General features: G+C 45.0%; 16 protein-coding genes. 8 read left to right on the forward strand and 8 right to left on the reverse strand.

Going from position 1 to position 13,497, the window contains the following annotated elements; translation table 11 throughout:
* Position 1 precedes the first annotated feature (1 nt).
* Both AC5SV9_RS04040 and AC5SV9_RS04045 read right to left on the reverse strand, forming a co-directional pair.
* On the reverse strand, positions 2-1,021 hold the full coding sequence (locus AC5SV9_RS04040) for a hypothetical protein (protein WP_475153056.1): 1,020 nt from the start codon (positions 1,019-1,021) through the stop codon (positions 2-4).
* A 163-nt stretch (positions 1,022-1,184) separates the two neighbouring features.
* Complete coding sequence (locus tag AC5SV9_RS04045; RefSeq protein WP_475153055.1) at positions 1,185-2,339, reverse strand: metallophosphoesterase; 1,155 nt, start codon at positions 2,337-2,339, stop codon at positions 1,185-1,187.
* Positions 2,340-2,523: 184 nt separating this feature from the next.
* On the opposite strand from AC5SV9_RS04045, the gene AC5SV9_RS04050 reads away from it, so the two are divergent.
* The 5 genes from AC5SV9_RS04050 to AC5SV9_RS04070 all read left to right on the forward strand — a co-directional run bounded on the left by AC5SV9_RS04050 (position 2,524) and on the right by AC5SV9_RS04070 (position 5,561).
* Positions 2,524-2,868 (forward strand): hypothetical protein, encoded by a 345-nt coding sequence (locus tag AC5SV9_RS04050; protein WP_475153053.1) that lies wholly within the window; start codon positions 2,524-2,526, stop codon positions 2,866-2,868.
* A 48-nt stretch (positions 2,869-2,916) separates the two neighbouring features.
* Entirely contained in the window at positions 2,917-3,690 is a 774-nt protein-coding gene (locus AC5SV9_RS04055) for a hypothetical protein (RefSeq protein WP_475153052.1), read from the forward strand.
* Entirely contained in the window at positions 3,687-4,226 is a 540-nt protein-coding gene (locus AC5SV9_RS04060; RefSeq protein ID WP_475153051.1) for a hypothetical protein, read from the forward strand. Before AC5SV9_RS04055 ends, AC5SV9_RS04060 begins: the two co-directional genes overlap by 4 nt.
* Positions 4,227-4,303: 77 nt before the next feature.
* On the forward strand, positions 4,304-5,173 hold the full coding sequence (locus AC5SV9_RS04065; RefSeq protein WP_475153049.1) for a WYL domain-containing protein: 870 nt from the start codon (positions 4,304-4,306) through the stop codon (positions 5,171-5,173).
* 109 nt (positions 5,174-5,282) lie between these two features.
* Complete coding sequence (locus AC5SV9_RS04070) at positions 5,283-5,561, forward strand: hypothetical protein (RefSeq protein WP_475153048.1); 279 nt, start codon at positions 5,283-5,285, stop codon at positions 5,559-5,561.
* A 40-nt stretch (positions 5,562-5,601) separates the two neighbouring features.
* On the opposite strand, the gene AC5SV9_RS04075 is transcribed toward AC5SV9_RS04070, so the two are convergent.
* Positions 5,602-5,913: a hypothetical protein gene (locus tag AC5SV9_RS04075; protein WP_475153046.1), complete on the reverse strand. Its 312-nt coding sequence runs from the start codon at positions 5,911-5,913 to the stop codon at positions 5,602-5,604.
* Positions 5,914-6,024: 111 nt separating this feature from the next.
* On the opposite strand from AC5SV9_RS04075, the gene AC5SV9_RS04080 reads away from it, so the two are divergent.
* The 3 genes from AC5SV9_RS04080 (at position 6,025) to AC5SV9_RS04090 (ending at position 8,417) form a co-directional block, all read left to right on the forward strand.
* A complete protein-coding gene (locus tag AC5SV9_RS04080) occupies positions 6,025-6,990 on the forward strand; it encodes a hypothetical protein (protein ID WP_475153044.1) in 966 nt (321 codons plus the stop codon).
* A gap of 62 nt (positions 6,991-7,052) precedes the next feature.
* The gene (locus AC5SV9_RS04085; RefSeq protein WP_475153043.1) at positions 7,053-7,724 is read left to right on the forward strand and encodes a hypothetical protein; all 672 of its coding nucleotides are present in this window, start codon (positions 7,053-7,055) and stop codon (positions 7,722-7,724) included.
* Positions 7,725-8,021: 297 nt separating this feature from the next.
* On the forward strand, positions 8,022-8,417 hold the full coding sequence (locus AC5SV9_RS04090) for a hypothetical protein (protein ID WP_475153042.1): 396 nt from the start codon (positions 8,022-8,024) through the stop codon (positions 8,415-8,417).
* Positions 8,418-8,609: 192 nt separating this feature from the next.
* Here AC5SV9_RS04090 and AC5SV9_RS04095 read toward each other — a convergent pair whose 3' ends face one another.
* The 5 genes from AC5SV9_RS04095 to AC5SV9_RS04115 all read right to left on the reverse strand — a co-directional run bounded on the left by AC5SV9_RS04095 (position 8,610) and on the right by AC5SV9_RS04115 (position 13,179).
* Positions 8,610-9,254, reverse strand: a complete 645-nt coding sequence (locus tag AC5SV9_RS04095) for a hypothetical protein (RefSeq protein ID WP_475153041.1) — start codon at positions 9,252-9,254, stop codon at positions 8,610-8,612.
* 130 nt (positions 9,255-9,384) lie between these two features.
* Complete coding sequence (locus AC5SV9_RS04100; RefSeq protein WP_475153040.1) at positions 9,385-10,464, reverse strand: PDDEXK-like family protein; 1,080 nt, start codon at positions 10,462-10,464, stop codon at positions 9,385-9,387.
* A 104-nt stretch (positions 10,465-10,568) separates the two neighbouring features.
* Entirely contained in the window at positions 10,569-11,576 is a 1,008-nt protein-coding gene (locus tag AC5SV9_RS04105; protein ID WP_475153039.1) for a helix-turn-helix transcriptional regulator, read from the reverse strand.
* A gap of 55 nt (positions 11,577-11,631) precedes the next feature.
* Positions 11,632-12,570 (reverse strand): FtsZ/tubulin family protein, encoded by a 939-nt coding sequence (locus AC5SV9_RS04110; RefSeq protein WP_475153037.1) that lies wholly within the window; start codon positions 12,568-12,570, stop codon positions 11,632-11,634.
* 276 nt (positions 12,571-12,846) lie between these two features.
* Positions 12,847-13,179, reverse strand: a complete 333-nt coding sequence (locus AC5SV9_RS04115) for a YggL 50S ribosome-binding family protein (RefSeq protein ID WP_475153036.1) — start codon at positions 13,177-13,179, stop codon at positions 12,847-12,849.
* Positions 13,180-13,497: the final 318 nt, after the last annotated feature.

Below are 13,497 nucleotides of genomic sequence, written 5' to 3' on the forward strand. Positions count from 1 at the left end.
GTTATGTCAACAGCGAGCGCAGAATGGGTTTACTACGCCCATAACTGACAATATTCACTTGTAAGCCACTGTTTTTATATATGTCAAATGCCTTGATTATCGCGTTAATGATCCAATCCATCGCATTACCAAAAGCTCCGCCACCCAATAGAGTTAGGTACACTTGGGTGTTGCCTGTCTTGGCGGCATTTATTACTGCAGCGGCCAGCGTTGCCTGATACGCTGCCTGCAAAATCACACTGGCCAGCGGCTGCCACAGCGCTGCAGTATGGTCTGTATATGCAACTGGCATAGCTGAGCAGTATGCCTGTGTAACCAAATGCCCAACGTTTTGCAGCGTGACTTCACTTTCGTATTGCACACCAATCTTTATCGAACCCATCAACTGAGCAGTATCTGCCTCGCTTAGCTGCGCTAGCGTGTGGTTAATCGCTATCAGCTGCTCAGCACTAGGCAGTGCATAGCCGTTTTGCATTTGCCACAGGTTGTTAAATTGCTGCTCGCTATGCAGATTTACTTGCACCAACAGTTGCTGCTCAAACACATCAAGCATATCTAATTGCCGCTTGGCGGTCTGGCCAAGTTCACCATTAACCGGCACGAAGTAATTACGGTAAATAAGCCCGGCACCACACGCCATAGCACAAGCTGGGCCTTGGGTGCGGTCAAGCCGATAGTCGGTAACACCTGAATCTGGCGTAATAGCAGGGCTCATCATTTCAAGTAAATTAAACTGCGAAGCGACCTGAAATAGCGTGCCGGCGTTTTGCGGATCTAGATGCAAACTTTGCACATCGGCTATAACTTCTCGCACGCTAATTGGCTTGGCATTGAAAATTGAGCTTTGCATAATTACAGCAGCTTCGGCTTTCAAGTCAGCCAATGTGGGAGTGACTAAACACCCTACCTGAAACGTTTTGCCATTGGCACGGCTGGCCAAGACGCCGTTTTCTAGCGTTAACATTTGCCGAACTTGTGCCGCGCCTTGCTCGGTAAATCCAGTTAATTGCTCAAACCACATAAAACCTCCTGTCAATCGTTATTGCGTCCCTGCCCGGCATCCTTGCCAATATACCCATGCTCCTGTGGGTATTCCGTTTCATAACCGCATTCTATTGCGATACGGCTATGTTAGTGCGTTAATAAATTCTGACCATACTGGGTGTTTACTCAGTGTACGGTTTTCAGGTAGATGCGAGCTGCCTTAATACAGAAATAACATGCTTTGCCTCAACTAAATCACCAAATGCGGAGGTTAAAGCCTGCTCTATGGCATCGAACAACGCCACATTTTCGTTGAGTAAGGCTCTGGCATGCTCAGCAATGCGCTGATACTCATCCGTACAATCGTTTTCCACACAACAAGTGTGCATCGGGTCAGACAGATAGAAAGCCAGGTTTAATTGCTCGATACTAAAGTGGCCATTTGGCCGCGTTGGCACGCTAACAAAATTTGCACTCGTAAAAGCTTTATCGTTAAAGCGATAACCAACCAAGGCACCGTGTTCAGCTGCCGAATAATCGACACAGGCAATATGTTCTGTTAACGCAGCGGGGTTGTCATGCAACCAGTAGTGGCCAATAAACAGTGGTTTTGTATTGTCATATTCAGGCATCTGACTTGATGGCACGCGCTCATTAGGCAGAATACTTACATCAGGTACACCTATAGCGAGCTCCTGATAGCTGCCGTATTGCTCTAACCACCATTGAGTGCGAATTTTGTCGCGTTTGTGTCCATCTTTATCGTTGAAGCGAATACCTTCTGGCAGGCTCAACTCCCAGCCTTTCATTAACACTTCAATCGCCTGATACAGCGGATGCCCTTTCTGATTAGCTATTTCAAACGCCTGTGGGTTTAAGCTGTAATCGGCATGACAATATTGCTGCAACACGGCTACAGATGCTGGATGCCAACAGGCATGAACGACTCTAAGCTCTGGCAAGTCAAGTAAAACCGGCAAGCTGCTAAACCAGTCAATCGTGTCGCGATACCAGCTTGGTGAAGACTCTGCTTCGTTGAGAAAAGCTAAATGCTGTTGACGGTTTTTTGAGGTGTGTGGCCGAAGCGGCTCACCATGACTATCTCGTTGATAATAGGCGACGGCATTAAACTCGTGGTTACCCATAATCACTTTGGCATAGCCGCTTTGTGCCATAGCGCGGATAACATCTACTGTGCGTTTTTGCTGCGGGCCACGGTCGATAAGATCACCTACAGAGATTAAGATACCCTCAGGATGCAGCCAAACGCCGTCGTGTTTTTGATAATCCAGTTTGGCGAGTAATAATTCAAGCTCGTCGGCATAACCGTGAATATCTCCAATAATATCGTACATAAGCCTCCTGCTTCGAAATGTGTATTAACGAAACATCATCCCTTAAAAAGGGAAACCTGAGTAACTGTGTAAATATTCAGTATCTATTATTCGTACAGATGACTACGATACGTATATAAAAAGCTTTGCTTCAAGCTTCTGAAACTGTAACAGTATTTAGTCTCAGTTCTGATAAAGGAATATTATGAAAGTTGCCACAGCTGACGATTGGAACATCTCCCCACTACCCACCACCTATAAGATTATTGTTCTTGATCTCCTTCTGACCGAGAGGCAGAGCAATGCTGTGAAAAGGGGTTATGTCCCCGAGGAAATGGAGGAAAAGTGGTTTTGCTATTTTAAAGACAATACGCTTTACCAGCACCGCAGCTGGACTGGGTACTGTATTGATGTCATTGAGTTTACAACTGAAGGAAACCAGCTAAAAGCTGTCAGTGCAAGAGTGAATCGTGACCCTTCACAATTTAACAATACCGATGACGTTGAGGATATCGAGCGTATTACGGATATGCTGACGCGTCTTTACTGATGGTTATGCCTGCCAATTAAGCATTGTTGCTCAATATATGGAGAAAAAATGAGCTCAAACTCACTGACTGAGAGTTACAAAAGAATTTTATCGTCTATCACCTCAACAGACTTCATCAAAGGCAAAGACCTTTACTCAGGTGTTTTTCTGTCACAACCTTTCGGGGAGTACTATCACAGTCCTGTAAAACTGATGCTGGTTGGCCGTGAGACAGCAGGCTGGAATACAAAAAAAAGTAAACACACTATGGCGCGCATCGTTGATGCAAACCGAAACGGTAATCTGGATAACATTATTGATGAGTCATTCGACCGTTTTTCATGGCACCTACTGGACGAAAAAGGCGGAAGCTTAAAAACAACATCTACTAGCTGGTTTAAACGCTTTCATCTGAGCGTGGCCAAGACACTGAATATTGATGCCCACGCAATTCTTTATCAAAATCTCTATGCTTGGGATTTTAACGGGCTGTCTCCTGCTAAAAGAGATAAATCTGAATTCGCTATTATTCAAGAATATTCAGCGCAGTTGCTAGCCGCCAGCATTCAACATAACCGGCCGGACATTATCTTGTTTGCGGTAGGCTGCAACGCAACAAACGACAAAACGATTAAAAGGGTCTGCGAAATTCTGGCAAATGACCGTAATGAGACGTACAAAACAATTGATTTGGAAAAAAGCAGATACTGGCACTTCCAGGTTAATGGATTAGATTGTATCCGGATTGCACATCCGCGCCGTCAGGAAGAGATATTTAAAGAGTATCGCAACAAAGCCGTTCAGTTAATTAAAGAAACGTTTATTGCTCGGAGCGCAGCATGAGTACCTTTTGGCAAATTCCTTTCACAGAGTTAGTTCCTCAATCATGGTATGTCGGACGTGGTCGAGCCAGTAACGTTGGTCGTTGGGATGGTGAGGATTTTGCTGTCATCACGAATTGCCTGGTTTACAACGGTTCATTTCGAACCCCTCAAAAAACCGAACCGGGGTTAAAGTTTGAATCTTATTTCACAGCTGATGAAGGCAGCTTTCAACCATTTATACGGCTGGAAGCATGTCAAAGTAATGCTGAAATAACCACTAAAATTATTCCTGTAAAAGAGATGCAACCCGGCCGATTTTACTTGTGTACAGGTGAAGAACAAAAGGTTGGCCGGTGGGAGGGAAATCGATTTACGCTCTTGCAGTACCCAACACCTTTTTCTGCTGAGGATCGCCCAGAAATTATTTTTGAAAAGCATATTTTGCAAGAAGGCACATTTGCACCGATAGCGCTTATCAATGAAGGCGAAGTAATAGAGCCCTACCTGGAGAGCGGTATTCCCGCAGGAAACTACGCGAAAGTAATACAGTTTTGAAATTAGCTTCAGTTTTTAATCTAATTTTCAGTTGATAACTTAAGCAATATGTTTGCTTTAGTGACAGGTATAAAAATATGGAAATAACTAATACCGGCTGGCCGATACGCTGGGAGCTGTTAATGCGCTACCGGCTGATTGAGATAGTAGCGTTATGGGAAGGCCGCTTAACCACCAACCATTTATGTAATAGCTTCGGCATAGCCCGCCAGCAGGCATCTAAAGACATTAATGCCTATTTGCGTGAGGTGGCACCGGGTAATTTGGTGTATGACAGCAAGCTTAAGGGCTATAAGCCTTCAGATACTTTTACTCCCAAAGTAACCAGTGGCCTGGCGGATGAGTACCTGCATGCGCTGGCCAGCACCAAAGATTTTGCCCACACCTTTAGCCAACTCGATTTAGGCTTTGCCCACACCGAAATGCTTAGCCCACCGATGCGCCAGGTAAACCCGGATATTCTGCGTGCGTTAGTGCAGGCCGCACGTGATGGTAAAAAGCTGGATATGGGCTATGTATCACTGACTAGCCCAGATGAAGAAAGCCGCATTATTGCGCCACATACTTTGGTGTGCACTCACCTACGCTGGCATGTACGCGCCTATTGCGAGAAAAACCGCGATTTTCGTGATTTCGTGCTAAGTCGCTTTCGTGGCATTAATGACGTTGAGGGTGATGCAGATAAAAACCGCGAAGATGATGAACGCTGGAACACCATGGTGAATATTATCCTGGTGCCGGACTCACGCTTAAGCGATTACCAAAAAGCCATTATCGCCGAAGACTACAATATGGTTGAGGGCAAACGGGTGATACCGGTGCGCTCAGCATTAGTGCCATATGCAGTGCAGGCGCTAAACTTGGATTTGGCCAAAATAGAAGCCAGGCCTGAAGCGCAGCAAATTATGGTGGCGAATTTAGACGAAGTTAGAGCACATGCGTTTTGATTTAAATATGTAATCAAAAGATACACATAAAAATTCCTGCGGCCGGTTAATGCTTTTCAAAAACCGGCCGACAACCTAAGCTCAGGCTATGCAAAAAGGAGCCATCGCCATGAGCCAACACACAATGCCAACCGTGACTGAACAGCAAACAAATGAGCTGCGCTACCTGCATAAAGTAATGCAGGCTATTCAGATTTTAGGCGAGCAACCAAGCCTTATTGTCGTGGCCTATGGCAAAATTTGGCGCTATGCCGACTTGCTCAAAACCGCCGTTCGCTACGCCGAGCTTGCTGAATTGCATGGCTATGATGTCAGTGTGTTTAAGCAGTGGTTTCAAAAAGATGTAGCGGTATTTGCCCAATACGGCGTAGCACTGCGGGTTAGCTAAAACTCAAGCTTTAGCTCACACTTGGCTGGATTGATTGTGCTTAGTCCGGGGATAACTGTATCTGCTTAATCCCTAACCAGTTTCTCTGTTCAGCACCAAGAGGCAATAAGGTTCCTTCCCGAGTCAATTCTATTGCATTACCAAGTAATATCCTCGACAACCTGCTGTTGGGATCAACATCAGGCTGTTTTGCTATATGTTGCAGTAATCTCTGCTCTAGCAGCAGATATTTTGCTTCGCTGTACAAAATCCAGCTATTGCCACTGATATCCGGTGTCAGTATAAACCGCTCATACTTTAGCATTGCTTCGGTACAAATAATCCCGCCAGCATTAAGCGTTAACCACTGCATATTTTTTCCTGCTTCAGATAATCAGGCTAAGCATAAGGCTGTCTGCGACTTATTGTGTCGCACACGATGATTATGCTGACAATATCTAGCCCAAACCTATTGGAATGCTTTATGTGCGGTTACTGTACTGAACTTAACTCTGTACGCCATTTATGGCAAAACGGACGCCTTGAACCTGTCGAAGAGTCAGATTGGTATTTCGAAGAAAGTTACAGCCTCGAAAGTGCTGATATGCACCAACTGTATACACTGCACCAACAGGGACACCCCTTAGATGCAAAGCTGGTGTTAATCAGGCTGGCATGCGAGCCATCGTTAAGTGGCACTGAGCATGTAAAGAATTATCTTATTCAAGCGATGCTGGATCAGCTTAACACTGAGAAAAACAAACACACTGCATCTAGCCCCTGGCTTTGGCTTGATAACACATTGAGTCATATTTTCCAACACGGACATTTACCCTATACCGATAACAAGGCATTTCCTGCTGAGTTTACCCAGCAGCTAGAGCAGGCACTAAACTGGGCCGCTGACACCGTTTATCCCGGATTACATCTTGATGAGGAAAACGAAGAAGATACACCCAAGACTGAGCAACAAAAGCAGGCGGAACACCAATATAATCTCGAGCTGGCAGAACTGCTCTATCAGCGCTTTCATCATGTGTTATTGGCTGTGCTGCTGATACAGACATTAGAACCTGAACACCCTAAGCTAGCCCAAATAGCACTGAACTATAACGTCAGTTTCACCCTTATGCGGGGATCAGAGTTAACACTAAGGCGAATACTGCAATATCACTGTATAAAGTACCATGGTAAAGACTGGTTTTGGCAGCACTTAGACCAACTAGAACTGCAGCACATATTCTACCTCGCCGCCCGCTGCCGCTTTGAGCCGGGCGAAATTCTGGCATTGCAAATAAAGCTGGAAGACGAATTTGCTGGTTTAGACTATTTTATGACCCGCAAAGACTGCATCGATGCATTAACCAGACTGAGCCTGGCGGTAGAGTTTGGGTTTGATGACCTAATACAAGAAGACGTTCTGAGCATATCTAAAGGACAAAAATATTAATTTCACTACAATCACTTTAGGTTAAGCTGTATTTGTTTTAAGCACACATAAATGAGGAATTTATGAAAAATGACATTGCCCTAATCATTTTAGAGCGTCCTTGGGGCCATCGTATAAGCCCTAATAACAGAGCTAGCGTACTACCATTTTTCCAAGGCCTTCAACAGCTACGTGGGGATTTCGATTTACACCACAGTCAATTTTATAATAAAACGAGCTTTGAATTGGCTTTGGCAGAGATGTTGGAAGCCGAATACGAAGAATACTACGTATATATCGCGTGTCATGGTAAAGGGCGAAAGTTAGAGAACATGCATCTGACAAGCGCACTTAGTGCAATAAATAAACAAGCAAAAGCTAGAAATATTGTTGGAGTGGTTACAGGGGCTTGCCTAGTTGGAGAGAATGTTACGCATTTTGAAGTTTTTTCCGAATCCTCATCTATTGTCTGGCAATTTGGTTATAAATGCTCAGTGAATTGGCTAGATGGTACGTTGATCGATCTAAAGGTTTTCGACACGCTACTGGGGTTAACAGAGCTAAATGACAGAGAAGAAATTAGCGGATTGTTTAGGTTAGCCCTAATCGACTTCAGACCTGATGCGTGTATTGGAACTAACAAAAAGGACGATCCAATGCCACTTAGGGACTCCTTAACATTAGTAATACAACCCAGAGGGCAAGGGCACAAAGCAAAAGATAACAGTAGCGATCTATTCGACATCGACGACTAACCATGCCCTACCAGCCGCCGTTTAACCTCACCCACCCTATGCTATTGCTGGTTGCCGATATTGCTGAGCTTATCGGCATTTGGAATACAGCACACAGTGGTGAACTGGTGTAGCCGTGACGCCGTAACAACCCGCCCTGGCTTACTTGCCGGTACAAAGTTTAATTAAACACCAGCAGGCCGACTACTATCACTTACTAAACCAAGCCGATAAAACAGCAGACTGCTTTACTGCGTCATAAGCTGACGCAGTAAAGCGTTACTTTTATCAGGTAAATTGCGAACGCAAGGAACCAGAATGAAAGCAGCTCCTTCCCCCTCATTACCGTTAGATAAAGCAATAGCTGATTTGCTTTTACTACCAAAGCAGGCCGAAACAAACAACTGCAACTTGCCCTTACCCGGCGTGGTTGAGCACCCAAAGCTTGGCCAACTGCACTATTTGCTGCCACAACGAATTGTTCATCCACTGCTTGGAGTGCTGGAGTATGAGCGTGAGTACCATAGGTATAATGGTAATGTTGTAGCACTTGGGCAGCAGATTGATATGTCTCTAACCGTTGACAGCAGCGACCAGCTTGATGCCATTCTTGGCCGCGCGGCACAGGTTATCCGGCAAATTGACGCCTTAAATCAGGCGCTGCGACAGCAGGTTAGGGACTACCTTGGCCGGTTTAGCAGCCGGCAGGCGTGAAATGATCATTACCGCATTTCGCAGGCAGAGTTTGACCATACGATGCAGTTGCTGTCTCTGCATTTTTGGTCAGTAGAGTTAATCGAGTTCTACTATAAAGATAAATTCAAGCAACACGGAGCCTGGTTTGAAGTAGCAACCGACCTTGATAGGCAGCTGTTGTACATTGGCCTGCAGTAAGCGGCAACCAGGCTAACCGACCGTGGCCAATTTGTTGCTCAAATGGTCGATAACACCTTGCTTGCTGGCAAGCACTTCATTACTTTGCCAGTACGACCTCAACTGTAATAAATAGCGTAAATCGTCCGCCTGATACATCACACGGTCAGCCAGATAGGCAATCAACTCTGGCCGAAGTTGGTGCAAATAGTCCGCGACGAACGCAATGCCATAACAACCAACACAATGGAGCAGCAGTTTGCGCTGCAGCGCCAGTTCATACCCTGGCAATCCCGGTACAAATGTAGGCACAGATACAGCGATATCTACCAGTACTCTATGCCAGGGTTGCTGTTGCATTAAATAATGCAACGCCAACCAGAAGCGGTTGAAATTGCTATAAAAACCATCTTGCAGTTTATGATGAGCATCTATATCCAGTTCAGCAGCAGTTTGACCCACCGCGATAAAATAGCTGGCGGCTTCTAAACTATCGGCAAGAATATCAGCCAGGGCTAAAGTGCGGGGCTTAGCCTCTTGCCGGCGCAGCTGCAACAATTCAGGGCATAGCCTTTCTGCCTGCTCACCCCAGAGTGGCTTTAAGCTCTGGAGTTCTGCTACTTCCAGCAGCATTTGCAGTAATACCCAATCGGCTTCTTCACCAGATATCTCGGCCATTAGCACACCTTTATGCCAAATCCGGCCAATGACAAAATTCGCTTCTATACAATAACCACACATTAGTAGTTACCTTGCGCACTTGTACCGATCGCAATAAAGATAAGTACTGGTAGCCCCAGATGCACGCTCAATGCGCACATTGCTCAAGCTTATCCAACGCTAAAAGCCGATTACAAATAAACTCAATAATCTCTGGTTCTCCCATTTTTGGTTTGTCGACGCTATAACCACGAATTTTTCCTCCCCCCTCAACCCAAGACTTAGCTTGTAAATCATGAAGAACAATAGCGTCCGCTTTTTGTTCATCAATATTATTACGAAGATGAACATAAACGCTTATTGTGATCGAATCAGCTTTACCTGATAGAAATAAAACAACATCTGACTCGCTATCTGCCCAGCTCGATAGTGCAAATCGTAAAGCCGGATATCCATTCCAGGTATTCAACCGAATAGAAACATCATGTCCCAACTTGTTTTGCAGCGCAGCCTGTAAGCGATGATGATATTCATTAATTGCTTGCTGTTTTGTCTGCTGAATATCTCTAATTGCAGTAAGGTTTCGCAAAACAAAATCCAGTGTTTCATTATTAACTGTTGGTTGTGACATGACACTCTCCAGATGTAAGACAAATTCCCGCAGTAGCAAACACCATTTATCAATGGGCTGTGAAATAAACCGCTCAGCAAGCTGCGTTTTCAAGGCAGAAATTAGCATTGAATAACTAATACCGTACCAACCGCCTGGTGGCTTTTCTCCATCTGGAGATAGAACTACAAACAGCGCTTGCTTGCCGCCAAAACGAACTTGTTGTTCTGACTGAACAAACTGCTCATATTCATTGAAGGGGTTATTTTGTTGGTGAAAAATCTTATTTTCTAACACCATGACCCAATCATTGCTCTCCAGAAGCAAGTCAATTCTCTTACCCGTCTTTGTTGATACTTCTCGCTCTGGTATTTCTGCTAACGCAGTGTCTAGCTCATGGTATTGTTCTGGCAGACAATTCAGCAGTGCCTTTAAGGCAGTATCTCCAAGCTTGTGCTGAGCATTAGTGTCAAAAAAGAATGCCAATATCTCTGTGGTAGGGTTTTCGTAATAGCTCCTAGAGCCAATGCTGAATATTGACAGCTCTGCGGCATCTGCGGGCTGAAGTTGAGCAAACTCTTCTAGCAGAACTTTAAAGCGAGTTAATTGAGTTTCCATGCATTCCCTTAATTATATTTATGGCAAACTGCGGTTGAGGCTAAGATGTTTAAACTGAATTTTTGCCGCTATCTTGATAGCTACTACTATTCCTTTGCACAGTTTTATTGATATTTCGCGAACGCCTCTGCCAACTGTTGCTTGATACTTTCCCGCATGTCCTGCGGTGCCAGCACAGTTAAATAACTGCTTTGCGACATAAGCCATAAATTCAGCTGCCAGCCTTTATGCACGTTAGCGCTGATATGATAGTCGTCGTTATCTAATTTAACGCAGGCCATATCGGCCGATAATGGCGTTTCCAGCAGCAGGTTGGCTAACACCGCTTTGGCGATAAACTCCAGCTTGATGGTTTCACCTTCGCTAAACTCCATCGCGCCATTGGCCAGATAGCGTTGCAGGTTAAATTCAGTAGGTATCACTGCAGAGGATTCGGTTACTTCTACTTGCACAAAACGATGAATGGCAAATCGTAGCGGGTCGCTATAAGGCTCAGCAGAAGCTATCAGGTAACTTATCTGGCCACGCTGGATTAGTCCAAGCGGGTTTAACCGATATTGTTTTACTGCGCTCTGGTGCAAAGCATGGTAGCTGACGTCCAGCTGTTTATCTTCCAGTAAAGCCTGCTGTACTTTTTGTAGCAGTTCGGCGTCTATTTTCGGCGGTAACAATTGCATACCGGCCGATACAGACGCTACTTTATCAGGCCAGCGTGCACCGGCATTCATTGAATCCAACGCTTTCAGTTTACTTTTTGCTAGATTAAAGCGAGCTTGCAAACTTCCGAGAAGAGGCGCAGGCAATAACTGATGAAGTTGAGACTCGACCAATGTCAGACTCAACGCTTCAGCCAAAGTGATACCGGGAATATCCAGGCTGGCATCCCGCATCCAGTACCAGCCGTAAGGCTTGCTTTTTTCGTTACATTCCAACGCAAACAGCAATGAAAGCTCCTGCAGGTCACGCTCTACCGTGCGTTTGGACACACTAAAACCGGCATCCTGTAGTTGTTGTGTTAAAAGTCTGGCTTCCAGCCCCGGCGCTCTTGTCGGAATAAGCTTTAACAGTTGCCACTGCCGGGCGATGGTGTTCTGACTGGGAGATGCTGACATAGCAGTTCCTATAATTAGGGCATTACTTAGTTTATATAAAAAACAGTAAGTTAACTCAATCGAAAACTATGCCACAGACTAACAGCAGTAGCTCCAACTCGTCAGCATAATCTGGTTTTATCGACAACCCTTGAAGGATCAACGATGCTTTTGGTAGCGCCTGCGCTAAATGCAAGCCCGTCACTTCAAACTGTTCCAGAGTAAAGTCTGACCCCGCAGTGATATGCACTAAAACTGAACTGGCTGACTCAACTCTCTTACTCTGCAACAACGGATTCTGTAATTGCTGTTGTAGCTGCATAGGTAGATCATCACCTTTTTGCGCTGCTGCGCAGCCAACTACAGCAATTCCAGGCTGTGAAATAACACTGACAAAGTCATTAAAATCCATGTTGATGAGCCCACTATCAGCAAGCATGCGGCACAAGCTCAGTAACAGTTGCAACAACAGGCGGTTACTTTCATCCAGCGCATCTTCTAAGCGGGCTTTTGCACCAAGCGCTTGCTGTAATTGGTCATTCGGCAGCAACACCACCGCACAACCATGCTGCTGAAAAAGTTTAATACTGTTTTCGGCCAGTAGTGCTTTACGCTTTCCTTCAAAATCAAAAGGTAAAGTGGCAAACACCAGGCAGGGCATCCGAAGCTCTGCCAGTAAAGCCGATATAGCAGTAGCTGCGCCACTGCCTGTGCCACCGCCAAGGCCTGTTACCATAAATACTGCATCAGCACCGGCAAATGCCTGGCGCAGCAAGTCTGCTACCTGCTGAACCGCCTGAGTAGCCAACGTTGCATTACCACCCGTACTGCGACCGCCAGTTTGCGATTCACCCAGTAAAATACTGCAATCGGCTACAGTGCTGCTTAATGCTCTTTTATCAGCGCTAACCGCCATGGTCATAACCGTATCGGGTAACGATGTTACTCCTAAACGCTGCAGCGCCGCACAACCACGTCCACCAACACCCAGTATTACTATTTTGCCCGTTGCCATAGCATCTCCTGAACTAAAAGCTCAGATTACAGAGCCATGCGACAATTTAAGACGCACAAATCAACAAATGGATACGAAGAGATTTTTAACAGGTTTTCTTACGCAAAAATGCTGTATAACTGTATGGAAATGTTTTAATAAATACTGGTTGGCAATAGAAAAACCAGGTGATATCCGATAAGGTTGCCAAAGGATATTGCAGTATTCGAGTAATATGGAATTCAATAGGAAGTAAGTTAGCAGCGGCATCAACGATGCAGCTATCAGGCTTATTACTTAAAAACCATACATAGCGTCAACTAGCTCGCTAATTTTGATGTTGGATACAAAACTCTTCGATTTTAGCCAGGTTTCTATCGCCAGTTGATCTTCTTTAGTGGCCGAGCCATAACGATCATCAGACATAATGAGACCAGAAAAGGCATCATTACCGCCACCACTTGCGGTGCATAAATTACGCTGCTCAACCAGCTCCAGAAACTCGTCGAGGAAGTGGTCAAAATCATCATCTGTTTTTAGATCCAAATTGCAGGAAAATTCAAAGCCTAAAATCTGAAATTCATCGACATAGAGTTTTTTACGTAATCTACGGTTTCTATTCTTGGCCATTTTATCCTCAACGAAAAAGTGTGTTATTGCAGACGAACGTTACGTGGCTTTCGCATTTCTGGCAACTGCTATCATCTGCGCACATGAAAACGGCCTTTTTGGCAGCTCAGCGGCATCTGGCAAAATAACCCGGAAAAATTGGCCTCTATTTTTATAAAAATAGCTCCTCATTTTTGTCCCCACTTTTAAAACCTGGCTTTAACTGAAAACTCAGACGACAACTTGACCCTCTGTCGGGAATTTGACATAGTTTCCAAAGCAGTGCGTTGGGCACAGAAAATGTTAATCACAACCACTTTTTTTGCACCATAGAATAAA

Source organism: Rheinheimera sp. ATLC3 (assembly GCF_059429535.1).